This window comes from Nocardioides sp. T2.26MG-1, assembly GCF_950101795.1.
Taxonomy (GTDB): domain Bacteria; phylum Actinomycetota; class Actinomycetes; order Propionibacteriales; family Nocardioidaceae; genus Nocardioides.
Genome location: NZ_CATNLZ010000016.1, coordinates 1 through 22,282 on the forward strand (window position 1 = coordinate 1; position 22,282 = coordinate 22,282).

Below are 22,282 nucleotides of genomic sequence, written 5' to 3' on the forward strand. Positions count from 1 at the left end.
GTGAAGAGCCTGTTTGTTGTGCTTCTCAGGTTGTACCAACCGCTGCCGAGACTCCGAGGAAACCCGCCACCAGGATCGGCACCCACGGGACTGCGGAGCTTTCGGAACGGGGGGGCACCGGGAAGTACGGCGCCCGACGATGTCCCCATCATCGCGGCATTCCCTGGTTGAAGTGGGTCACGTCCACCGAAAGGAAGAGGGTCGACGCGGAGGCGACACGTGACCCACCGAGCTGCTTCATGTCGGCTTCCATGAAGAGCTTGCGCCCTTCTGTCCGGGTGATCCTGGCCGCGAGATCGTAGGTGCTGCCGAGGATGACCGGTGAGTCGTAGAGCACCTCGAGTTTCCGGGTCACCGCAGGACCGCCCGTGAGGTAGAGCAGGAACCCGAAGAGGTCGTCGAAAACGGTTGCTACGGCACCGCCGTGGGCGATCCCGGGTGCCCCCACGTGACGTTCATCGAAGACGTGGGTCGCGTGCACCTCCTCGCCTCGACGACGGACGGCGAGGTGGTGGCCGTGCGGGTTGTCGGGGCCACAGGCGAGGCAGTGCGGGTGGTGCGGCGGAAGCTGAGCCCCATCAGCGTGCGGCCGGAACTTCTCCTTCCAGCTAGCGAGGAGCTCCTCCATGCTGCTCACAGCGGCTCACCCCGCCGCTGAACACGACTGCCAGGTGTCGCGAGACCGTCGAGGACCAGCTCGCTGACCGCGGCAGATAGACGCGTTGCGTCGGCGGATCGGTCGGCGGACGGCGCCTCCACGGCCGCACTGAGGCCAGCGACGGTCATGGCACCGAAGACGCTCAAGGCCACGGCGCCCGGATCGGCGACCTGGCGCAGCGACCCGTCGGAGACACCCTCAGCCAATACTTGCTCGATCGGTTCGTAGAAGGCAGTCCGCAGTGCCGCCGCCAACTCGGGCAGCCGGGTCGCGCGTCCGAGGTCGCCGACCAGTGCCCGACACAAGGACGGGTGCTCGAGCATCACGCCCAGGTGCGCCAGCACAGCCGCCTCGAGCCGGGTTCGCGCGTTCTCGGAGCTCGCTACCGCAACACCCCCGGCCCCGACCATCATGCGCGTCCCGTCTTGGGTGGACGGGTGGTTCCGGGTTGGCGGCGGGAGAAGGCGTCGTCAACCCCCGCGGCGGCGGTGACGATAGGTCCGTAAGCCTGGTCGAGCGCCGCCAGGATGCGGTCCAGGGGCAGGTCGTCGAAGGTGCCGTGGTCCCGTACGTACTCCATGTGCCGAGTGCCGTCCGCGGTGAAGGCGTGCATGAGCGCGTCGCTCCGTCCGTCCAAGTCGATTGGGGGCACGTCGAAGCGCGCACAAAGCTCGACGTTGAAGGCGGGCGTCGCCTTCCACCATCGTCCGTCGAGGTAGACGCTGGAGTAGCCGTGGTAGACGAACAGGTCGGTCCCTCCCATTAACGCGCGCAATGTGTCGGTCTGCAGGTGGTTGCGCACGTCGGCGAAGCCCACTCGGGCAGGGAGGCCAGCAGCGCGCAGTACTGCGGTCAGGAGCACTGCCTTGGGCACGCAGTACGCGCGTTCAACCTTGAGGACTTCGCTGGCGCGGTAGTGTTCGGGGACTCGGGACACCGAGTATGGGTCGTACCAGATGCGGTCCCGCACCGCGGCGAAGAGCATGGTGGCACGCTCTCGTGGGTTCGCCGCGGACGCGATCACGTCGTGCGTGAAGTCGCGGACTGTCGGGTGGTCGTGATCGAGGAAGTAGGTCGGCTCCAGACACGACCCCGCTGTCGGCGTCACCGACGCCTCAAAATGCCCAGCAGAGCGTCAACCGGAACGGAACGATCAGACCGAGCCGAACCGGATGACCGCGGCGGGCGCCTAACGCACGGTTTAGTTGTGCCCGCAGGCGACACGGTGCCTCCGATCATTGTGACGGCTCCTGGATTCCCATTCTGCGAAGCGCCAGGCTGGTCATGGCACCGCGATCGAACTTGCCGGTCGGCGTCGCCACCCAGTCCTCGTCGGAGACGAAGATGACGTGCTTCGGGATCTTGTAGCCGGCCAGCTTGCCTCGGCATGCCTCGCGAATTCCCTCCTCGTCAACGTCGACTTCCGGCTTGAGTTGGACGACGGCCGTGACTGCCTCCCCCCACTTGGGATCGGGCACGGCGACCACCATCGCCTTGAGGATCCACGGAAGCTCCATCTGCAAGAAGAGCTCGACCTCCTGGGCGCTGACGTTCTCCCCGCCACTCTTGATCGTTTCCTTGAAGCGACCGCGGTAGTAGACGTACCCGCGCTGGTCGACCCAACCGTAATCGCCGCTGTGGAAGTAGCCGTCGGTGTCGAACGACTTTGCTGTCTCCTCGGGCATGTTGTAGTAACCGCTGAACAGCGCCGGACCCTTGAAGCAAATCTCGCCCGGCTGGTCGGGCCCGAGAACGCGGTTGGTGGCCGGGTCCTTGATCACCAGGTCTGTGCCGAGCATCGGCCGGCCGTGGGAGAGTCGCATGACTGACTCGTCGTGGCGGTCCCGGTAGGGCAGGTATGCTTGCGAGGCGACGTACTCGCTGGAGCCGTAGATGTTCCCGTGGTGGGTGATCCCCATACTCTTGATCTCGTCGTAGGACCCCGGCGAGGACCCGATCATGGTCTTGGTGAGACTGGAGATGTCGTGCATAGCGAAGTGGGGATGCCGGTTCATCATCAGGTAATGGACATCGAATCCGAACATCATCGAGATGCGCTCACGTTCGATTACCTTGAGTGCCAGGCCGACGTCGTAGAACTCCATGAGGTGCACGGCGGCGCCCCGCAGGTGCGGCATGAGCAGCGTGAGATAGCCGGCGACGTGGTAGTTCGGCGCGACGATCAGCATCTTGTCCGCGGACTCAGTCTCGATGCCGTCGGCGTACCCGGCCACCCCCACCATCAGGCTCTGATGGGTGTGCAGGACCGGTTTGGGGAAACTGGTCGTGCCGGAGGTCAGTAGCATGATCGAGAAGTCGTCCGGCCGGACTTCCGCGCTCAGGGCGGCGAAGCCCTCGGCGGAGTAGTTCTCACCGCTACGGGCGATATCGCCGAGGTCGCCGGCGAATGCATAGCGTTCCCCGCTGCGACTCTCGGCGATGACGCTGCGCAGGTGCGGAAGGGTCTCGATCGACAGCTCACCGGGCTTGGAGGCGTTGAGACCCGGCAGATGCTCCTGGAGTTCGTGCAGGTAGTTGCGACCGCGGAAGGAGTCGGTGGCGATCAGTACGTTCGCCTCGGTGAGAGACAGTCCTTCCTCGATCTCGCGGGCGGTCCAGACGAGGTTGAGCGGAACCGCGATGGCCCCCAGGCGCATCGCTGCGTAGAAGACTGTCACCCACTCGGTGGTGACACCCAGGAGGAAGGCCACTCGGTCGCCCTTACGGACCCCTGCTTGCTGCAAGCCGTCGGCAAGGGCGGCCACCCTACGCCGGAGTTGGAAGTAGCTCAGGCGCTCCTCAACGTCGGGGCCATGGTAGACGAGAGCCTCCCGGTCCCCCCCCTCGTCGCATGTGTAGTCGAAGGTCCGGTTGACGGTCTGACCGAGTGCTTCTTGATACATGGGTTTCTCCTAACTGGGATTGCTACTTGCCCGACCACTGCGGGGGACGTCGCTCCAGGAACGCGCGCGGACCCTCCTGGGCGTCCGCGCTGAGATAGACGCCCTCGAACAGCTGCTCGGCTCGCGCAAAGCCGTAGGCGAGGGAGGGCTCGGCCGCCGCGTACACCATCTGTCTGCTGGCCCGCACGGTGAGTGGTGCGTTGGCGAGGATTGACCGGGCCAGCTCGACCGCGGTGGCTCGGAGCTCGACGGACGGCACCACCTTGTTGACCAGCCCCAACTCGTAGGCCCGCGCCGCGGAGATGCTGTCTCCGGTCATCAGCATCTCCAAGGCCACACGGGGCGGGATGAGCCATGGCAACGGAGCAGCCCAGGGTGCTCCGCGGCCCCACTTCGCCTCGCTGATGGCGAACTTCGCATGGTCAGCCGCGACACACAGGTCAGCCATCTGGGCAAGGAGGAAGCCGCCACCGAGGGCGACGCCGTTGACTGCGGCGATAACCGGCTTGTCCAGCTGGAAGTTGCGGTTGAGCTGCGGAAGGAAGTCCACTGGGGGAACACCTAGTTGAGAGGAGGACATCTCCTTGAGGTCGCCCCCGGCGCAGAAGGCCTTGTCCCCGGTTCCTGTGATCACGGCGACCCCGGCAGCCTCATCGTCCCGGAACTGGCGAAAGCACGTCCACAGCGCGGCTCGCGCGGTGCTGTCCAACGCATTGGCGGCGTCCGGGCGATCGATAGTGATCCAGCCGATCCCGTGCTCGTCACGCTCGTAGCGCAGCGCCTCGACCATTCTCAGCCTCCTTCCCCCAGGTAGGGGACGTGCTCGTCAGCCATGTCCCACAGCACCCGCCCGAGAGGTCGTTCCTGCTCCTCGGCAATGTGGCCGACCAGGCCGGCGCAGCGACCGATGAGGGCAAAGCCGCGCACGATCCGGTAGGAGAAACCGATGTCGGACAGGACCGCTGCCACGGCACCCGTGGCGTTCACCGTGACGTGCCGGCCTTTGAGCTCGTCCATGACGCGGCTGAGTGCTCTCAAGATCTCCACGTGCTCGCCGCTCACACCATGCTCTTCGGCGATCTCGAGGAGCTTCGGGGTGCGGGGGTCGTCCGGACGATGGATGTGGTGGCCGAAGCCCGGGATCGGACGGCCCGCCGCGAGCAGCTCGGAGAGCCGGTCGCGGGCGAACTCCTCGGCCGTGGTCTCGCCCCGCCGCACCAGGTCCCGGCCCTCCTGCAGCATCTGGGCCGACTCCTCCATCACCCCAAGGAAGGCGCTGCCGGCCCCGAGCAGTCCACCGGCGACGGCCGCCTGCATCGCTTCGGGGGAGCTGGAGTAGATCAGTCGGGCCGCGATCGAGCTGGGAGTCAGCCCGTGCTCCATCACCCCAACCAGACATGCGTCCACCACCGCCTTCTCGCCCTCGGTGGGGAGCCGGCCCCTCAGGTGGAAAAACACCATGCTGGTGAAGTCGGTAGACCCCATCAGGTCGTCGACCAGGCTGCGCCCGCGGATGTAGATCTGATCGACCGTTGAGGTGGCGATCTGGGTACCGATGCCAGGGTCTGTCACTGCTTCTCCTTGGATTGTTGCCAGGGGACGCGATGCCACGAAGGCCTCGCGCGTACTCGTCAGACGGCCTCGACGACCGTTGCCGTCGCCATCCCATAACCGATGCACATGGTCTGAAGGCCGTAGCGAACGCCTCGCCGCTGCATCTCGTGCACCAGAGTGGTCATCAGGCGGGTTCCGGAGCAGCCGGTCGGATGACCCAGCGCAATCGCCCCTCCGTTGACGTTCACCCGCTCCAGCGGCACCCGCAGCTCTCGCTGCCAGGCCAATACGACGCTGGCAAAGGCCTCATTGACTTCGTAGAGGTCGATCTCCGACGGCTCCAGGCGCACCCGGTCCAGCACCCGTCTGGTTGCATCGATCACGCCGTGCAGCATCATTACCGGGTCCACCCCGACCACCTGGGTGGCCACGACTCGCGCCTGAGGTTTCAGGCCCAGCCGTTGTGCCGCATCTGCGTCCCCGATGAGGACCGCCGCTGCCCCGTCGGTGATCTGGCTGGAGTTCCCTGCATGGACCAGACCGCCGTCGCGGTAGGCGGGTCGGAGCCGTGCCAGCGCCTCGACGCTGGTGTCACGCCGGATACCTTCGTCCGTCCTGAGGACTACGGATCCGCCGTCGCGGCCCAGTAGATGCTGAGCCGGTCCGCTGACGACCGGGAAAGTCTCCTCGGAAAAGATCCCCGTGTCCCAGGCGCGGGCGGCCCGGCGATGGCTCTCGACACTGAATTCGTCGAGTTCCTCGCGGGTCAGCGACCACTCCTGGGCAATCATCTCAGCCGCGAGGCCCTGGTTCACGAGCTCGTAGCGCTCGGTGACCGCCGGCGAGGGGTCGACACCAACGGTATCCGCACCCAGCGGGACGCGACTCATCGACTCCACACCAGCTGCGAGGACCAGCGACTGTTGACCAGACATCACCGCTTGGGCGGCGAAGTTCAGTGCCTGTTGGCTCGAGCCACACATTCGGTTCATCGTCACCGCCGGCACGCTCTCCGGGAAGCCGGCGGCGAGGACCGCCATCCGCCCGACATTGCGTCCTTGCTCGCCGACCGCGTTTACGCAACCCACCACGACGTCTTCGATCCCGTGCGGATCCACCGCGTGACGATCGACGAGTTCCCGGAGGGTCAGTGCGAGCAGTTCGTCGGGACGGGTCTCGGCCAGCGCGCCGTCACGTCTGCCCAGGGGGCTGCGCACCGTGCCGAGGATGTAGGCGTCAGTCATGAGCTGTCTCCTGGTGATCGTTCATCGCAGGGCCGACTGGCCCAGCAGAGCACGGCCCATCTGGAGGATTTGGATCTGCGAGGTGCCCTCGGGGATCGTCGCTTCGCGAGCGTCGCGGAAGATACGCTCCACGGGTGATTCCTCCATCAGGCCGGCTCCACCGTGCACCTGCAGTGCCAGCGAGGCAGCCTTGTTCGCGGACTCGCCGCAGTAGTACTTCGCCATCGAGCACTCCTGCCTCCCGGAGTCGCCCGCGTCCAGGGCGCGGGCGGCGTGCATGCCGAGGAGTCGGCTGGTCTGCGTCAGGGTGGCGATCTCGACGACCATCTCCTGCACCAGTTGGAACCCACCCAGGGGTCGACCGAACTGCTGACGTGTGGTGGCGAACTTGATCGACTCCTCGAGGGCCGCCTGGCTCAGGCCGACCGCTCCCATGGCCATGTTCAGCCTGCCGACGTTGATCGCCTTCATGGCCGTCGACAGTCCCCGGCCCACCTCGCCCAGGACGTTGTGCTCGGGGATGCGCGTGTCGTCAAACACGAGCTCACAGCTGCTCGTGCCCCTGACCGGCATGTGCGGAATGTCGTGGACGGCGTAGTCAGACTCCGTGCCGTCGACGAGGAAGGCAGTGATCCCCTTGGGTCCGGCCTCCGGGTCGACCGTGGCCATGACGATGCCGACATCGGCGTGGAGCGCGTTCGTGATGTAGATTTTGCGGCCCTGCAGCACCCAGGAGTCGCCCTCCTTGCTCGCACGGGTCCGCAGCGACCCGGCGTCGGATCCTGCGTCCGGCTCGGTCATCGCGAACCACGCACGGCGCCGTCCGGAGAGGAGGTCGGGCAGGAAGCGGCTCTTCTGCTCCTCGGTGCCGAACGCGGAGATCAGGTACGGAACGATGGTGAGGATGTTCAGCGTAGTGCGCAGCGACCCCCAGCACCGGCCGGCCTCCTCCATCAAGATGGCGAGCATCGAGTAGCTGAGGTCGTCGCCCCCGTCGTCGGGACTCACCAGGCCACCGACGTAGCCGAACTCATGCAGCGAGGGCAGGATCTCCCAAGGGAACGTCCGGGCCTGCTCGTGCTCGGCGACGAGCGGAGCGACCTTGGCGTCGAGGAAGGAACGGACGGAACGCTGCAGGTCCAGCTCTTCTTCAGTCAGCATGGTCATGTGGGGGTGTCTCCTTGATCGGGATGCGTGGTGTCGATGAGCATGGGGGTGGTGATCACCTGGACCACGGCACCCTCGTGGTTGACGAGCCGACGCTCCACGATCACGACTCCTCGGCAAGGGTCGCTGGTCGGGCGCAGCTCGATGATCTCGGCCTCGACGTGCACGGTGTCGCCGATCCGCAGGGGGTTGACGAAACGGCAGTCGACGCCGAGCAGGGCAACGAGCGACTCCTGCAGGGAGGTCGACAGGGCAGTTCGGGTGAACAGGCCCGAGGCGATCGCGGCACCGAGCAGCCCGTGCGCGATCCGGGTGCCGAACGGCGTCGCAGAGGCTGACACCTCGTCGGTGTGCAAGGCGTTGAAGTCGCCGGACAGACCGGCGAAGCCGACGACGTCGGCCTCGGTCACCGTACGGCGCGGGGAGGTCGTGGTGGTTCCCACAGCCAGGTCGGTCAACCGGCCACCAGCCTGTTCCATCATGTGTACCGCCCGCCCGACACGTGAATCACGTCGCCGGTGATGAACGAGGCCTCGTCGGAAGCAAGGAAAGCGATGGCAGACGCCACGTCTTGGGGGACCCCGAGCCGGGGCACCGAGTTGTGCTTCCCGGCCAGCTCCACGAGCAGGTCGTGCTTCGGGTGGCGCTGCACCGCAGGAGTGTCGATCAAACCCGGAGCAACGGCGTTCACGGTGATCCCGCGCTTGCCCAGCTCCTTGGCCAAGGCCCGGGTCAGACCGACGACGCCAGCCTTGGCCGCCGCGTAGTTCGCCTGTCCGGGATTGCCCAGGTAGGCCCGAGACGCCACGTTGACGATGCGCCCGCGGGAGCGTTCGATCATGCCCGGAACGACAGCTCTAGAGCACACGAAAGTCCCGAACAGGCAGACGTCGACCACCTTCCGGAAGTCGTCATCGGTCATCTTCACCAGTGGTGCGTCGACAGGGAAGCCCGCGTTGTTCACCAGCACATCGACGGCTCCACCCGTCGCACCGATCTCGGCCACGAGTCTGTCCACCTGACGTCGGTCGGTGACGTCTGCGACGGCCGGCTCCACGTGCAGCCCGTCAGCGGCCAGCTCACGGGCCGCCGTGGTGGCAGCCTCCTCGTCGATGTCGACCAGCACCACCCGGCGGCCCCCCGCCGCCAACTGGCGCCCGATCTCGCGACCCAAACCACCCGCCCCACCGGTGACGAGCGCTACCCCTAAGTTGGCCATCTACTTCTCCCTGAGTCATGAGTTGTCGGTGTGGGGCGGGCGGGGAGGAGGGTGTAGGGAAGCCGAACCGACCGGGCTCCCCCGTTCGGCACCCGGTCAAGCCATCGCCGCATGTGCACGTCGTCGCTGATCTCAGTGAAGTCGAGGACGGCGTTGACGGGCAGGTCCGCGGCCACGCAACGGTCCACCCACTCGTCGCGGTCCGCCCGGGCGAACTCATCGGCCAGATCCCCGTTGAGTCGCTCGGCGTGCCGGCAGCGGCCGCCGTAGCTGGAGTACTCCTCGCGGTCCAGCCAGTCCTCACGACCCAACACCTGGCAGAGCCCCCGCCAGAAGCGGTCCTCCATGCAGGCCACGGCCAGCCAAGATCCGTCTCGGCATCGAAAGACGTCATAAGCGCCCCGGGACATCAGCTCAGCCTTGGCCGGTCCGCCCCTCTCGTCGTACTCGGCCATCCTCGGCTCGGACAGCTTCAAGGCAGCTGCTGCCAGCGGCACGACGAGACGGGAGCCGGCGCCTGTCTGCTGGCGGAGCAGCAGCGCGGCAAGGATGCCCTGCGTGGCGAAGAGGCTGCCCGCCAAGTCCGCGAGCGGGACACCCCCACCCGGATACGGTCGCCCACTTGGCTCCCCACTCACCGACAACAGGCCACTTGCAGCCAGGTAGTTAAGGTCGTGCCCGGGGCGGTCGCGGTAGGCGCCGTCGCTGCCATAGCCGTTGAGCGAGCACACAATCAGCCGGGGAAAGCTCGCCATAATCTGGTCGAGGCTGAAGCCCAGTCGTTGCAGCGTTCCGGGGCGGAACCCCTCGACGAGCACGTCACTCTCCTCGAGCAGGTCGAGGAGACGGCGACGACCCCCGTCCGACTTCAGGTCCAGTCGTACCGCCTTCTTGCCCCGCCCCACGATTCGATAGGCACCCGGCATCATCGCCTGCAGCGGGTCACCCCCGGGCGGCTCCACGTGGAGGACGTCCGCGCCCAGTTCCGCGAGCATCGACGTCGCCCACGGACCGGGGATGAGCAGCGACAGGTCGATCACGCGAACCCCATTGAGCGGCCGAAGATCGTCGTCGATCACGGTCATCGCTCATCCGTCGGTGGGTGGACTGCGGCAGGCGCGCGGTGGTGCTGGTGCAGCGTGGCCGATGCAATGTCGCAGATCTCGCGGAGTCGTCGCCCCCAACGCTCGGCGATGGCGTCATCGGCCAGCGTACCTGCCATAGCCAGCGCAGCGACGACCAACAGTGGCTTGTCATGATGAAGGATGGGCGCCGCTACAGTGCTGACCCCGAGAGCAAACCCCTCCCGGTCCATGGCCCATCCACGCTCGCGGACGTCCTCGATCTCGCCGAGGAACCGCTCAACATCGGTGATGCTGTGCTCGGTGTACCGCTGGAGGCCTGCGCTGAGGATCTCCCGCACCGCGGTCGGGTCGTCATAGGCCAGGAAGCATCTCCCGAAGGAGCCGCCCTGGATGGGCAGCGTGCTACCCAGGGGCACCGTGACTCGCAGCCGGTGCCGCGGCTCGACCTTGTCCACGATCGAGACCCGTCCACGGTCCATGCGCCGGTAGATGACGAACGTGGCGTCCATCTCGTCAAGCAGGTCCAAGATGTAGCGCTTGATCACGCCCAGGTAGCCGATCTGCTCGGTTGCCGCCGACCCCAGCTCGACGAGCCCGATCCCCAGGTGGAACTTCCGCGTCTCCTCGTCAGCCTCGACCAGCCGTGCCTTGGCCATGGTCCGCACCAGGTAGTAGCACGTGCTGCGCGACAGACCGGTCACACTCACCAGATCGGCCAGTCCAAGTGGCCCGTGCTGCTGCAGCGCCTGCAGGATCAGCATGCTGCGCTCGATCGCCGGAACCTGGTAGGCCTTCGCCGTGTGAGCGGCCTCTCCCCGGCTCACGGTGTGCCTTCGGTCTCGGTGGTCCCGAAGCGGGGCGCACGACCGTCGAGGAAGGCCGCGACGCCTTCGTCCACCTCGCCGGTGGAGAAGGCCGCCGCCTGCGCGTAGGACTCCAGCACCATCGAGGCGTCGAGCTCGGCCTGGTCCTCGCGATTGATGATGTCCTTGATCATCTGCAGCGCCGCGCGGGGCCCGGCGGCCAGCCGGTGCGCCAACTCGACTGCGGCCTCCACGGCCTGCCCAGGAGCGACGACACGGTTGACCATCCCGGCAGCGCGGGCGTCCTCGGCGCCGATCGGTTCGGGCAGGAAGGCCATCTCCTTGGCCCGTCGAGGTCCCACGGCCTGGGTCCACAGGTGGAGCGACCCCAGGTCCGGGAGCAAACCCGCCCGGGTGAAGGTCGGGTGGAACTGGACGTCCGCACCGGCTAGGACCACGTCACTGGCAAGGGCCAGGCTGATCCCGGCGCCGGCACACACCCCGTTGACGGCAGCGACCACCGGGCACGGGACGGATCGGATGGCGGTCACGACCTCCTGGAAGGCGCGCATCTGCAGGCGCCGGACATCGACGTCGGCCTCAGAGAGCAAGGGGTACAGCTCCTTGAGATCACCACCAGCGCAGAACGCTCGGCCCCGACCGCTCAGCACGACCGCCCGGGAGTCCCGCCCCACGGTGCGCAGGGCGTCGCTGAGTTCGGCCATGAGCGTCGAGGACAGAGCGTTCAGCTGTGCCGGCCGGTTCAGCCACACCACTGTGATGCCCGCCGCAATCTCTTCGGCGAGGATGTTCGGCTCGGGGGGCGCGTCCACTGTCATCCGGCTTCTCCCTTCCTGAGCAGAGCGGTGGGGATCTGCATCCGGCACATCAGGGCGGCCATCGACTTGCCGGTCTCGTCGAACCTCAGGGTCTGCGTGGCTCCTCCGCCGAGCGCGTCGTGCAGGACGACCTGTAGTGACTGGATTCGGGGCAGCTCGTAGACCTGGATGGGGCCGAGCACGACACCGGCGAAGAACGAGCGCAGGCGCTCGGGAGTGACCCAGGTCCGCAGTGCCTCGTACTCGGCCGCTCCGAAGGCCATGATCCCGATGTTGGAGATGTCGCCCTTGTCGCCGGATCGGGTGTAGGCGAGGTCGTTGAGTGTGGTCATCATGGACTCAGATCTCCTCGAACGTCACGTTGACGGGCACCATGTCGCGTGGCACGAGCGTGGGCCACAGGGCGATGACCTCGCGCGGCTTCACAGGTGGACCGAAGGCCGTACCGACCGGTCCGATTGTGCTGACGTGGGTGACCTCGCGGTTCACCATGGCGGCTTCCTCCCGGCTGTCCACGCGGGCGGTCACCCGCAGTTCGATCTCCTCGGGGTCGCGCCGCGGGCGCCGCGCCAGCGGGCCGGCCAAGGCGTCGACGCCGACCCGGTCGAAGCGCAGCTCGCGAGGCGTTACCCCGACGATGTCCAGGCGTTTGCGGATGATCTCTTCGCAGCGGTCGGCCTTGGCCATGGTGTCCGGCCAGGGCAGGAGGACCCGCGCCTCGGCGATCCAGCCGTCGGTGTACCCGATCTGGACTTTGAGCATGTCCGGTCGTTCCCGGCCGCTCATGTCCCACAGGCGCACCCGATCCGGCCCCGTCTCCTCCAGCCGGGTCGTGGTCAGATCCGCGATGCCGTCGGGCATCCGGTAGTCGGCGGGGTTGTGCGTCTCGTAGAGCAGGTGCTCCTTGATCGTCCACTGGTTGATCAGGCCACCGGTGTCCGGCAGCTTGGAGATCTCGGCGGTGCCGTCCTGTCGGAAGTCCGCGATCGGGAAGCCCATGTTCCACGGTTCGGGAACGTTCTTCCACTGCGAGCTCATGCCACCGCAGCAGATCCCGGCGCATTCGATCACGTGCGCCACTGTGATCGCCGCCCCGAGCAGGTTCCAGTCCGCGTCCTCGAACGACCAGCCGAACTCGTGCATCAGCGGGCCGACGTAGACCGAGCTGTCCGCGAGGCGGCCGCCGATGACGACCTCAGCACCACCGGCCAGAGCCTCGACAATCCCCTCGGACCCGATGTAGGCGTGCGCAGACACGATGCGGTCCGCGATCTCGTCGATGGACCGTTCCCCGGTCTCCATGTTGGCCAAGGTCACCCCAGCCTGGCGGAACTCCCCGATCCGGGACGTCAGGTCGTCACCGCTGATCGCGGCGACCCTCAGCTGGGTGAGATCTGCGTCCCTCGCCACGCGCAGGACTGCCTCGGCTGCGGCCTCACAGTTCGTGCCGCCACCGTTGAGGACCATCCTGGTGCCGTTGCCGTGGGTGATGGGCAACAACGCACGCATCCACGGCACCACGTCGGGGATGTAGCCCGTGTCGGGGTTCCTGCGCTTCGCCCGCTGCAGCAACGACATGGTCAGCTCGGCGAGGAAGTCGAAGCCGAGGTAGTCCAGCTCCCCGCGCTTGGCGAGGTCTATGGCGGGCTCGAGCAGATCTCCCCAGTAGCCGGATCCTGCTCCCATGCGCACGGTCTTCATGAGTTGACCCTTCCCATGTGGTGGTTGCGGGTGGCGTCGTTGATGGCGTCGAGCTCACCAAGGTTCGCTGTGAGGCCGCCGTCGACGACGATCACGTGCCCGGTGACGTACCGCGCCGCAGGCGAGACCAGGTAGTCAACGGCCCCTGCCATGTCGTCCACGGTGCCGAAGTCCTTGATCCCGGACTGGGCGATGAAACGTTCGCGGAGGAACTCGTACTGCGAGCCGCCGTAGATGCGGGAGGAGTCGGTCTCGAAACCACCCGGACGCACGCCGTTGACCGTGATGCCTCGGGGACCGAGCTCGAGCGCGAAGGCGCGCACCAGGCTCTCCACGGCAGCCTTCGCAGCACCCAGCAGACCGTGGCCGGGCATGTAGTGGCTGCTGTCGACACCGCTGATGGCGACCACCCGTCCTGGTCGTCCCTCCATGAGCGGCACTGCCTGCTGGACGCAGCGGACGAAGCCGTTGACGCTCAGCCGGAGAGTTCGTTGCACGTTGGTGTCGTTGAGCTCCAGCAGCGGCTTGAACGCCGTTGCCGCCGCGTTGTTGACTAAGACGTCGAGCCGGCCGAACTGGGCCTGCACGCCCGCGAACATCGCGTCGATCTCATCGGTGCTCTCAAGGTCGGCCTGGATCGCGATGGCGCGAGCGCCCAGCTGCTCCAGGCTGTGCACGGATTCCTGGGCCAGGTCGGCGTTGCGCCGGTAGTTCACCACGATGTCGTGACCCGACCGCGCGAGGTGCTCGGCGATCGCTCTGCCCAGTCCTCTCGATGAACCGGTAATCAGAGCGACCTTTCGACCGTCCTGGCCGGTCACGTCTGGTTGGGGCATGTCTTCCTCCTGGGAGTTCTCATCAGTCTTGATCCCGCGAGTGCCCGTGGTCATGCTGGTGTCGCGTCGGCGTCGTCGTCGGCGTCGTCGGCGAGCACGACCAAGACCGCGCCCGCCTCCACCTGGTCGCCGCTGGCGACCAGCACCTCGGCGACGGTCCCGTCAGTGGGGCTGGTCACGGTGTGCTCCATCTTCATGGCCTCGAGCACGACCAGACGGTCGCCGGTCGAGACGACGCAGCCCTGGTTGACCAGAACGTCGAGGACCACGCCGGGCATCGGTGCCGTCGCGGACCCGGCATGCCCCCCATCATCGGTCGCCGGGAAGCGCGAGAGCTCGCCGAGCGTGGTCATGCCGTCCGCGTCGTGGACGTGGACCACGTCGTCCACCGCAAGTACCGTGTAGGTCCGCCGGATCCCCGCGACCTCCAGGTCGACGACGTCGGCTGACAGGTGGAGGGCGACCGCGTCGACCCGTTCACCGTCAACATCGGCCGTCACCTCGCGACCGGCGATGGAGAACCCGATGTTCACGGTGGTGTCCTGGACGGCGTACTGCACGCGCTCGAGAGCGCGGTCCTGGGAGCGCATAGGGGGGTTGTTGCGCCATCCCGCCGGCACCGCAGGCAGCACCGAGTGCTCCTCGGGGGCGCGCGCGTAACCGCTGAGGGCCGCCACGAGGCCGTGCAGCCGCAGCCGCTCGTCCACCGCTCGAGCGGCCAGCAGATCGGTGTGGTCGTCGAGGAACGAGGTCGGCGTCGCACCGGCCAGGAACCGGGGGTGCTCCAGCACGTCGACCAGCAGCTGCCGGTTGGTCACCACGCCGTCGACGTGCATCAGCCGTAGGGACTTGGCCAGCACGCCTGCTGCCGTCGTGCGGTCAACCGCGTGCGCGATGACCTTCGCCAACATCGAGTCATAGTACGTGCTGACCACGGACCCGGCTCGGACGCCAGCATCGACGCGGAGGCCCGGCGTCGACTCGAAGGAGAAGTCGTGGATCCGGCCTGCCGTCGGCAGGAAACCGTTGGCGGGGTCCTCGGCGTACAGGCGGACTTCGATGGCGTGCCCGCTCATCGTCGGGGACAGCGCCTCCTCCGGCAGAGGGAGGCCCTGAGCCACGTCCAGCTGAAGGCGCACGAGATCGAGACCGGTGACGGCCTCGGTCACGGGGTGCTCGACCTGCAGCCTGGTGTTCATCTCCAAGAAGTAGAACGACCCGTCCTCGGCCAGCACGAACTCCACGGTGCCGGCGCCCCGGTAGTCCGCGGCCCGGGCCGTGGTGACGGCGGCCTCGCTCAGTTGCTTGCGCAAGGTGTCGTTCACAGCTGGAGAGGGACACTCCTCGACGATTTTCTGGTGTCGACGCTGGATCGAGCACTCCCGCTCAAACAGCGCCACCACCTGGTCGTGGGCGTCGGCGAAGACCTGGACCTCGATATGCCGCGGCGCTTCCAGGTAGCGCTCTAGGAAAACCGTCTCGTCACCGAAGGCGGACTGAGCCTCGCGGCGGGCCGCCGCGACCGCATCCGAGGTCTGCTCGAGGTCGCGCACGATGCGCATGCCTCGACCACCACCGCCAGCGGAGGCCTTGACCAAGAGCGGGAAGCCAATGTCTGTGGCAGCCTTGCGAAGCTCCCCCGCGGTGAGGTGGGTGACCTCAATCGCGGGCAGGACGGGTACGCCCAACTCCTGCATCCGGGTCTTGCTCCTGAGCTTGTCACCCATCAGCTCCATCGCCTCGGGGGGAGGACCGATGAACACCAGGCCCGCGTCGAGCGTGGCCCGCGCGAAGTCGGCGTTCTCGGAGAGGAAGCCGTATCCCGGGTGGATCGCCTCTGCCCCCGTGCGCCGAGCCGCCTCGATGATCAGGTCGGCGCGCAGGTAGGTGTCGGTGGCCGTTACGCCCGGCAGCCGCACCGCTAGGTCGGCTTCGGTGACGAACGGTTCATCCTCGTCGGCATCGGAGAAAACCGCCACCGTGCGCAGGCCGACGTCGCGGCAAGACCGCATCACCCGTCGGGCAATCTCACCCCGGTTGGCGACGAGGACGGACCTGAACTTTTGCGTCATCATCTGCCTTACATCCTGAAGACACCGAAGCCGCGGGTGCCCTTGATCTCGTTGGAATGGGCCGCGGAGAGGGCGATCCCCAACACCGTCCGGGTGTCCCGTGGGTCGATCACCCCATCGTCGTAGACACGCCCGCTCATGAAGAAGCTGTCGGATTCGCGCTCGATCTGCTGCTCCACCGAGGCCCGCCGCTCCGCATCCGCCGCCTCGTCGAACTCCCGACCGGATGCGGCCGCGGCTTGCTGGGCGACGATGGACAGGACGCCGGCAAGCTGTTGAGGTCCCATCACCGCGGTCTTGGAGTTCGGCCAGGAGAACACGAAGCGGGGCTCGTACGCCCGTCCGGACATGGCATAGTTGCCGGCACCGTAGGAAGCGCCCATCAGTAGCGTGATGTGCGGGACGCTGCTGTTCGCTACAGCGTTGATCATCTTGGCGCCGTCTTTGATCATCCCAGCCTGTTCATAGACCTTACCGACGATGAAGCCGGTCGTGTTCTGCAAGAACAGCAGCGGCACGTCGACCTGGTTGGCGAGGAGGATGAATTCCGCAGCCTTCTCGGCCTCCTCCGGGAAGATGACGCCGTTGGCGTTGGCCAAGATACCCACGGGGTAGCCGTGCAGGTGCCCCCAGCCCGTGACGAGGCTAGTGCCGTAGGTCGGCTTGTACTCGTCGAAGCGGGAGTCGTCGAGGACGTGGGCGAGCACGTCGTGGGGCCGGAACGGAACCCGGAGGTCGCTCGAGACGACACCCAGAAGATCCTCCGGGTCGCACCGAGGCGGACGTGCCGGCTGCGTGGGGCCCGGACCTAACTTGCGCCAGTTGATGTCGGCCATCACCTGCCGCCCCAGACGGATCGCGTCGCGTTCGTCGACGGCGAGATAGTCCGAGAGGCCCGAGGTCCGGGAGTGCATCTCCGCGCCGCCCAACTCCTCGTCCGTGGAGACCTCACCGGTCGCCATCCGCACCAGCGGCGGGCCGCCGAGGAACACCTTGGCCCGCTCCTTGACCATGATCGAGTAGTCGCACATGCCCGGGACATACGCGCCACCGGCGGTGGAGTTGCCGAAGACGATGGCTACGGTCGGGACACCGGCAGCCGACAGGCGCGTCAGGTCGCGGAAGAGTGCTCCACCCGGCACGAAGGCCTCGACCTGGGTGGGCAGGTCGGCGCCGCCGGACTCCACCAGATTGATCACCGGCAGCCGGTTGTGCCGGGCGATCTCGAGGGCACGGATGATCTTCTTCCACGTGAACGGGTTCGATGCCCCGCCACGCACGGTCGGGTCGTTCCCGACGATCACGCACTCAACGCCCGAGACGACCCCAATCCCGGTGACGACGCTCGCGCCGACGGTGAACTCGCTCCCCCAGCCCGCCAGTGCGGAGAGCTCGAGGAACGGCGAGCCCCGGTCCAGAAGGAGATCGAGTCGCTCCCGCACCGGCATCTTGTCGCGGGAACGGTGTCGTTCGACATACTTGTCGCCACCGCCGGCACGCGCTGCGGCCAATTGCTCATCCAGCAGTGCGATCCGTTGCAGCAGGCTGGACCTGTTCCGCGCGAACGCCTCGGAACTCTTGTCCACCTGAGGGGTAAGCATTGGCATCAGCTATCCCAACTTTCGGGTGTCGTAGCGGTCGCGCAACGACCGCTTGAGGATCTTTCCGCTCGGTCCCTTGGGAAGCTCCTCGACGATCTCCAGCGCCTCGGGGATCTTGTACCGGGCGACTCCCTGGTTACGCATGAACTGCTGGAGGTCCTCCAAGGACAGCGTGGCGCCGGTCTTCAGCGAGGCCACCGCGCACACGTCTTGACCGCGCTCCGGGTGGGAGAGCCCGATGACCGAGACCTCGTAGACGCTGGGGTGCCGCTGGATGATCAGCTCCACCTCTGCCGGGCTGATGTTCTGCCCGCTGCGGATGATCATGTCCTTGAGTCGTCCGACGTACCGCAGGCTCCGGTCGGCGCCGATGGTCACGAGGTCGCCGGTGCGAAAGAGCCCGTCGGTGGTGAAGGACCGTTCGTTGATCACGTCGGCGTCCAAGTAACCGGCGAACACTGACGGTCCGCGGACCGCCAACTCGCCCGGCTGACCCGGGGCCGCGTCCTTACCGGTCTCTGGGTCGAGCGCCCGGAACTGGGTCATCGGTAGGAACTCCTCGAGCTGGTCGACCCTGAACAGGTCCTTGCGCTCCTCCAGGGGCTGACCGGGCAGGGTGAAGAAGAACCATCCCTCGGTGGCTCCGAACTCGTTGATAACCGTGATGCCGCGTTCATCCAGCATCTCGATGATCGTGTGCGGGGGGGCCTCACCGCCACAGCCGACCACGTTGAGGGAAGAGATGTCGTACTTCTCGTCGAGCTTGGAGTGGTTGAGCATCGCGAAGTAGATCGCAGGGACGGCGATTATGTAATTGACTCGCTCGGCCGTGATCTGCTGCAGGAAGACGTCGACGTCGAAGGGCTCGTGGGTGACGAACTTGCCGCCCGCCATGATCCAGGGGTACATCTCGACGCCCAGACCGCCCATGTTCGCGTACGGAAAGGGACCGGAGAAGACCGACTCCGCGCCGTGTCCGGTAGCCCGAAGAATCGCTCGAACCGTGACCATCCAGGAGTTGGGTGTACGGGGTACGACCTTCGGCTCACTCTCTGTCCCCGTCGTCAGACACAGGGTCAGTGCCTCGTCCGGCGACACCACGAGCGCGTCCAGCACGTCTGTGTCGCCGGGCGTCCCGAGAAGCATCGGCTCGAGTGCGAGATCCGCCTCGGGACGGCCTTCCGCACCGAGGGCGATGATGGTCTTCAACATCGAGCCTGCGGCCGTCCTGGCGGTGTGGACCATGCCGAGGAAGTTCTCGCCCCTGAATTCACCCATGCAGATGGCCACGGTGGCCTTTGTCTTGGTGATGGCGTAGGTGATTTCGGAGGACCGCTGCCGCATCGGCGCAAAGGTGCCCACGGCGCCGATCCGGTCCAGGGCGAGGTGGGTAAGCACGAACTCCGCACTGTTGGGCAGCTGGACGAAGACCACGTCGCCCTCTTTCACACCCGCCTCCAGAAGGGCGAGCGCGAGCGCGTCCGCGTGCCGCTTGACCTCCGCCCAGGTCAACCGCATCGGCGGACGGCCCATCAACTCTTGCTTGTTGGGCTGGTCGACGATCGCTTCCCGGTCCCCACGGTTCGCGGCGTGCTCCGCGACGTAGGAACTCCAGGTGCGGTCTTGCCAAATCCCTGCAGCGTGGTATTGCGCGGTGAGAGCATCTGCGTACGGCCTCATCCGAGGTCCCCTTTCGGACTGTCTCAGTAGCTGCGTGGCAGCCCAAGCGAATGCTGGGCGACGAAGTTCAACACCATCTCGCGGGAGACGGGTGCGATCTTGAGGACACGCGCGAAGCCCCATGCATCGGCGAGCCCGTACTCGGTCGCCATACCGTTGCCGCCGTGGGTCTGGATGGCCCGGTCGAGTGCTTCGATCGCGGCGTCGGCGGCCGCGAACTTGGCGATGTTCGAGGCTTCTCCGGCGGGTTGGTCGTGGTCGTAGAGCCACGCCGCCTTGCGGGTCATCAGTCTGGCCAGCTCCACGTGCATGTGAGCCTCAGCCAGTGGATGGCTGATGCCTTGGTGGGCGCCTATGGGTGTGCCACCCCAGACCGAACGCTCGCGGGCGTAGCGCGCGCCGCGCTCGAGAGCGAATCGCCCGATGCCGTTGGACGTGGCGGCGCTCAGGATCCGTTCGGGGTTGAGGCCGTGGAAGATCTGGCGTAGCCCGTTGTCCACCTCGCCCAGCAGGGCGTCCTCGCCGAGGTGGAGGTCGTCGAAGTACAAGGTGAACTGCTTCTCGGGTGCCACAACCTCGACGGGGATGACCGTCATGCTCAGCCCTGGGTTGTCCGTGGGGACGATGAACAGCGAGAGCCTCGCACGGCCGCTGGAGTCGTCCATCGAGGTCCTCGCCACCACGAGCACCGCATCAGCCTCGTCGACGCCCGAGCAGTAGTACTTCTTCCCGTTCAGCACCCACTCGTCGCCGTCGCGCCGGGCGGCCGTGGAGATCAGATGGCTGTTCGACCCGGCGTCGGGCTCGGTGATCGCAAAGGCCATTTTGATGTCGCCGGTGGCCAAGCCCGGCAGCCAGCGGTCCTTCTGGTCGGTCGAACCGAATTGAGCGATCACCGATCCGCAGATGGCCGGCGACACGATCATCATCAACAGCGGCGACCCCAGGGCCGCCAGCTCCTCGGCCACGATCGCGAGCTCCTCGATGCCCATCCCACCGCCGCCGTACTCCTCGGGCAGGTTGACACCGATAAAGCCGGCTTCGCCGATCGCCTTCCACAACTCGTCAACCTTCTGTCCCTTGCGGGCGCGATCGACGTACCACGCGTGATCGTAGGGCCCGGCAATGGCCCTGACTGACTCACGGATCGACTTCTGCTCGCCCGATTCCAGTAGCGACACGACGCACCCCTTACCTGAGAGCTAGTGAAGCGAGGTGAATCACCATAGCGTGCTGTCAACATCTTGACAAGTAGTTCAGTATATTGATGTGCGAGCTGCCTCGAGCGGTCGCGCACGCCGGTGGAGCCTCTATCCACAGACGCGTCCTGCATGAGCGGGTCGGACGCGTACTGACCAGAGCTACAGCCACGAACAGGCCCGCAACTTTGTGCTGAACCGTCGATCGGTTGGATCGTGACGGTTCTGGCTAGTGGGCACGGTGCCGGCTGCGGATGGGATGAGGGAACCGATGCCCACTGGGGGCCACCGATACGGGCTCTTCACAGATGACGGTGTAGCGGCTGGGGTGGGGGCAGTGACCGGGTAGACGTCGAGGTCTCCCGATGATGGAAGTTCTGACGCTCGCCATCTGGAAGACCTCGACTTGTCTCACGCTACCTTCGCGCGCCCCGACCTGACCACGTTCTGCCGCCTCGACGAGCTCGGCCTCGAAGTCACCGGCCAACGGCTCGAGCCCGACCGTGCCGTGCTCGCCTGCCGGGTCCTCGACCCTGATCAGTGGTGCCGGCGTTGCGGCTGCGAAGGCGTCCCGCGGGACACGGTGACCCGAGAACTCGCACACGAGCCGCTGGGCTGGCGGCCGACGACGTTGCTGATCACGGTGCGTCGCTACCGCTGCACCGGTTGCGGACATGTGTGGCGCCAAGACACCAGCCAGGCTGCCGAGCCGCGGGCGAAGCTGTCACGCCGTGGGCTGCGGTGGGCGCTGGAAGGGATCGTGTGCCAGCACCTGACGGTGGCCCGGGTCGCGGAGGGTCTCGGGGTCGCATGGAACACCGCCAACGACGCGGTCCTGGCCGAGGGCAAGCGCGTCCTGATCGACGACGAGCATCGCTTCGACGGCGTCACCGCGATCGGCGTAGACGAGCACGTGTGGCGCCACACCCGGCGCGGCGACAAGTACGTCACCGTGATCATCGACCTGACCGGCATCCGCAACGGCGTCGGCCCAGCACGGCTGCTGGACATGGTCGAGGGCCGTTCCAAGCAGGCCTTCCAAACTTGGCTCGCCGACCGCCCGAAGGCGTGGCGCGACGCCGTGGAGGTGGTCGCGATGGACGGGTTCACCGGCTTCAAGACCGCCACCACCGAGGAACTCCCCGACGCGGTCGCGGTGATGGACCCCTTCCACGTCGTCCGGCTGGCCGGCGACGCGCTGGACCGGTGCCGCCGGCGAGTGCAGCAAGCCATCCACGGCCACCGCGGCCGCAAGGACGGCCCTCTCTACCGTGCCCGGCGGACGCTGCACACCGGCGCCGATCTGCTCACCGACAAGCAGCACGACCGCCTGGACGCACTGTTCACCGTCGATGAGCACGCCGAGGTCGAAGTGACCTGGTGGATCTACCAGCGGATGATCGCCGCCTACCGTCAACCCGACCGCACCCAGGGCCGCGAGCTGATGACCAAGCTGATCGAGTCGATCAGCCACGGCGTACCCGCAGCGCTGAGTGAAGTCGTGACACTGGGCCGGACACTGAAGAAGCGCGCAGACGACGTGCTCGCCTACTTCGACAGGCCGGGCACGTCCAACGGTCCGACCGAGGCCATCAACGGCAGGCTCGAGCACCTACGCGGCTCCGCACTCGGGTTCCGCAACCTCACGAACTACATCGCGAGATGCTTGCTCGAGTCCGGCGGGTTCAGGCCTCGACTACACCCTGGATTGTGAAGAGCCA

Annotated in this window: 21 protein-coding genes; 1 reads left to right on the forward strand and 20 read right to left on the reverse strand. The window is 66.7% G+C overall.

What is annotated here, in order from left to right; translation table 11 throughout:
* Positions 1-148 precede the first annotated feature (148 nt).
* The 20 genes from QQZ14_RS12555 to QQZ14_RS12650 form a co-directional block, all read right to left on the reverse strand.
* The gene (locus tag QQZ14_RS12555; RefSeq protein WP_284534680.1) at positions 149-628 is read right to left on the reverse strand and encodes a PaaI family thioesterase; all 480 of its coding nucleotides are present in this window, start codon (positions 626-628) and stop codon (positions 149-151) included.
* A 5-nt stretch (positions 629-633) separates the two neighbouring features.
* On the reverse strand, positions 634-1,071 hold the full coding sequence (locus QQZ14_RS12560) for a hypothetical protein (RefSeq protein ID WP_284534660.1): 438 nt from the start codon (positions 1,069-1,071) through the stop codon (positions 634-636).
* A complete protein-coding gene (locus QQZ14_RS12565) occupies positions 1,068-1,766 on the reverse strand; it encodes a transglutaminase-like domain-containing protein (protein WP_284534661.1) in 699 nt (232 codons plus the stop codon). Before QQZ14_RS12565 ends, QQZ14_RS12560 begins: the two co-directional genes overlap by 4 nt.
* Positions 1,767-1,893: 127 nt before the next feature.
* Positions 1,894-3,561: a class I adenylate-forming enzyme family protein gene (locus QQZ14_RS12570; protein WP_284534662.1), complete on the reverse strand. Its 1,668-nt coding sequence runs from the start codon at positions 3,559-3,561 to the stop codon at positions 1,894-1,896.
* A 22-nt stretch (positions 3,562-3,583) separates the two neighbouring features.
* Positions 3,584-4,351 (reverse strand): enoyl-CoA hydratase-related protein, encoded by a 768-nt coding sequence (locus QQZ14_RS12575; protein WP_284534663.1) that lies wholly within the window; start codon positions 4,349-4,351, stop codon positions 3,584-3,586.
* A 2-nt stretch (positions 4,352-4,353) separates the two neighbouring features.
* Positions 4,354-5,133, reverse strand: a complete 780-nt coding sequence (locus tag QQZ14_RS12580; RefSeq protein ID WP_284534664.1) for a citryl-CoA lyase — start codon at positions 5,131-5,133, stop codon at positions 4,354-4,356.
* A gap of 59 nt (positions 5,134-5,192) precedes the next feature.
* Positions 5,193-6,359 carry a thiolase family protein gene (locus QQZ14_RS12585; RefSeq protein ID WP_284534665.1) on the reverse strand — a complete coding sequence of 389 codons (1,167 nt, stop codon included), beginning with the start codon at positions 6,357-6,359 and terminating at the stop codon, positions 5,193-5,195.
* 21 nt (positions 6,360-6,380) lie between these two features.
* Entirely contained in the window at positions 6,381-7,526 is a 1,146-nt protein-coding gene (locus tag QQZ14_RS12590; protein ID WP_284534666.1) for an acyl-CoA dehydrogenase family protein, read from the reverse strand.
* A complete protein-coding gene (locus tag QQZ14_RS12595; protein ID WP_284534667.1) occupies positions 7,523-7,969 on the reverse strand; it encodes a MaoC/PaaZ C-terminal domain-containing protein in 447 nt (148 codons plus the stop codon). Before QQZ14_RS12595 ends, QQZ14_RS12590 begins: the two co-directional genes overlap by 4 nt.
* A 35-nt stretch (positions 7,970-8,004) precedes the next feature.
* Complete coding sequence (locus QQZ14_RS12600) at positions 8,005-8,745, reverse strand: SDR family oxidoreductase (protein WP_284534668.1); 741 nt, start codon at positions 8,743-8,745, stop codon at positions 8,005-8,007.
* Positions 8,733-9,830 carry a CaiB/BaiF CoA transferase family protein gene (locus QQZ14_RS12605; RefSeq protein ID WP_284534669.1) on the reverse strand — a complete coding sequence of 366 codons (1,098 nt, stop codon included), beginning with the start codon at positions 9,828-9,830 and terminating at the stop codon, positions 8,733-8,735. Before QQZ14_RS12605 ends, QQZ14_RS12600 begins: the two co-directional genes overlap by 13 nt.
* Positions 9,827-10,654 carry an IclR family transcriptional regulator gene (locus QQZ14_RS12610; protein WP_284534670.1) on the reverse strand — a complete coding sequence of 276 codons (828 nt, stop codon included), beginning with the start codon at positions 10,652-10,654 and terminating at the stop codon, positions 9,827-9,829. The genes QQZ14_RS12605 and QQZ14_RS12610 overlap by 4 nt, the downstream gene beginning before the upstream one ends.
* A complete protein-coding gene (locus QQZ14_RS12615; RefSeq protein ID WP_284534671.1) occupies positions 10,651-11,472 on the reverse strand; it encodes an enoyl-CoA hydratase/isomerase family protein in 822 nt (273 codons plus the stop codon). The genes QQZ14_RS12610 and QQZ14_RS12615 overlap by 4 nt, the downstream gene beginning before the upstream one ends.
* Positions 11,469-11,807 carry an AtuA-related protein gene (locus tag QQZ14_RS12620; protein WP_284534672.1) on the reverse strand — a complete coding sequence of 113 codons (339 nt, stop codon included), beginning with the start codon at positions 11,805-11,807 and terminating at the stop codon, positions 11,469-11,471. Before QQZ14_RS12620 ends, QQZ14_RS12615 begins: the two co-directional genes overlap by 4 nt.
* Before the next feature lie 4 nt (positions 11,808-11,811).
* Positions 11,812-13,173, reverse strand: coding sequence for an acyclic terpene utilization AtuA family protein (locus QQZ14_RS12625; protein ID WP_284534673.1), 1,362 nt, complete (start codon positions 13,171-13,173; stop codon positions 11,812-11,814).
* Positions 13,170-14,063 (reverse strand): SDR family oxidoreductase, encoded by an 894-nt coding sequence (locus QQZ14_RS12630; protein ID WP_284534674.1) that lies wholly within the window; start codon positions 14,061-14,063, stop codon positions 13,170-13,172. Before QQZ14_RS12630 ends, QQZ14_RS12625 begins: the two co-directional genes overlap by 4 nt.
* A complete protein-coding gene (locus tag QQZ14_RS12635) occupies positions 14,060-16,084 on the reverse strand; it encodes an acetyl/propionyl/methylcrotonyl-CoA carboxylase subunit alpha (RefSeq protein ID WP_284534675.1) in 2,025 nt (674 codons plus the stop codon). The genes QQZ14_RS12630 and QQZ14_RS12635 overlap by 4 nt, the downstream gene beginning before the upstream one ends.
* A 5-nt stretch (positions 16,085-16,089) precedes the next feature.
* On the reverse strand, positions 16,090-17,667 hold the full coding sequence (locus tag QQZ14_RS12640) for an acyl-CoA carboxylase subunit beta (RefSeq protein WP_284534676.1): 1,578 nt from the start codon (positions 17,665-17,667) through the stop codon (positions 16,090-16,092).
* 24 nt (positions 17,668-17,691) lie between these two features.
* On the reverse strand, positions 17,692-19,362 hold the full coding sequence (locus tag QQZ14_RS12645) for an AMP-binding protein (protein ID WP_284534677.1): 1,671 nt from the start codon (positions 19,360-19,362) through the stop codon (positions 17,692-17,694).
* Positions 19,363-19,385: 23 nt separating this feature from the next.
* On the reverse strand, positions 19,386-20,543 hold the full coding sequence (locus tag QQZ14_RS12650; RefSeq protein WP_284534678.1) for an acyl-CoA dehydrogenase family protein: 1,158 nt from the start codon (positions 20,541-20,543) through the stop codon (positions 19,386-19,388).
* Positions 20,544-20,967: 424 nt separating this feature from the next.
* On the opposite strand from QQZ14_RS12650, the gene QQZ14_RS12655 reads away from it, so the two are divergent.
* On the forward strand, positions 20,968-22,275 hold the full coding sequence (locus QQZ14_RS12655) for an ISL3 family transposase (protein ID WP_284534679.1): 1,308 nt from the start codon (positions 20,968-20,970) through the stop codon (positions 22,273-22,275).
* The last annotated feature ends 7 nt before the right edge of the window (positions 22,276-22,282 follow it).

Bases quoted from the DNA above. Each gene is read 5' to 3' on its own strand.
- QQZ14_RS12555 (WP_284534680.1), bottom strand. From the start codon at position 628: ATGGAGGAGCTCCTCGCTAGCTGGAAGGAGAAGTTCCGGCCGCACGCT.
- QQZ14_RS12560 (WP_284534660.1), bottom strand. From the start codon at position 1,071: ATGATGGTCGGGGCCGGGGGTGTTGCGGTAGCGAGCTCCGAGAACGCG.
- QQZ14_RS12570 (WP_284534662.1), bottom strand. From the start codon at position 3,561: ATGTATCAAGAAGCACTCGGTCAGACCGTCAACCGGACCTTCGACTAC.
- QQZ14_RS12575 (WP_284534663.1), bottom strand. From the start codon at position 4,351: ATGGTCGAGGCGCTGCGCTACGAGCGTGACGAGCACGGGATCGGCTGG.
- QQZ14_RS12585 (WP_284534665.1), bottom strand. From the start codon at position 6,359: ATGACTGACGCCTACATCCTCGGCACGGTGCGCAGCCCCCTGGGCAGA.
- QQZ14_RS12590 (WP_284534666.1), bottom strand. From the start codon at position 7,526: ATGACCATGCTGACTGAAGAAGAGCTGGACCTGCAGCGTTCCGTCCGT.
- QQZ14_RS12600 (WP_284534668.1), bottom strand. From the start codon at position 8,745: ATGGCCAACTTAGGGGTAGCGCTCGTCACCGGTGGGGCGGGTGGTTTG.
- QQZ14_RS12605 (WP_284534669.1), bottom strand. From the start codon at position 9,830: ATGACCGTGATCGACGACGATCTTCGGCCGCTCAATGGGGTTCGCGTG.
- QQZ14_RS12615 (WP_284534671.1), bottom strand. From the start codon at position 11,472: ATGACAGTGGACGCGCCCCCCGAGCCGAACATCCTCGCCGAAGAGATT.
- QQZ14_RS12620 (WP_284534672.1), bottom strand. From the start codon at position 11,807: ATGATGACCACACTCAACGACCTCGCCTACACCCGATCCGGCGACAAG.
- QQZ14_RS12625 (WP_284534673.1), bottom strand. From the start codon at position 13,173: ATGAAGACCGTGCGCATGGGAGCAGGATCCGGCTACTGGGGAGATCTG.
- QQZ14_RS12630 (WP_284534674.1), bottom strand. From the start codon at position 14,063: ATGACCACGGGCACTCGCGGGATCAAGACTGATGAGAACTCCCAGGAG.
- QQZ14_RS12635 (WP_284534675.1), bottom strand. From the start codon at position 16,084: ATGATGACGCAAAAGTTCAGGTCCGTCCTCGTCGCCAACCGGGGTGAG.
- QQZ14_RS12645 (WP_284534677.1), bottom strand. From the start codon at position 19,362: ATGAGGCCGTACGCAGATGCTCTCACCGCGCAATACCACGCTGCAGGG.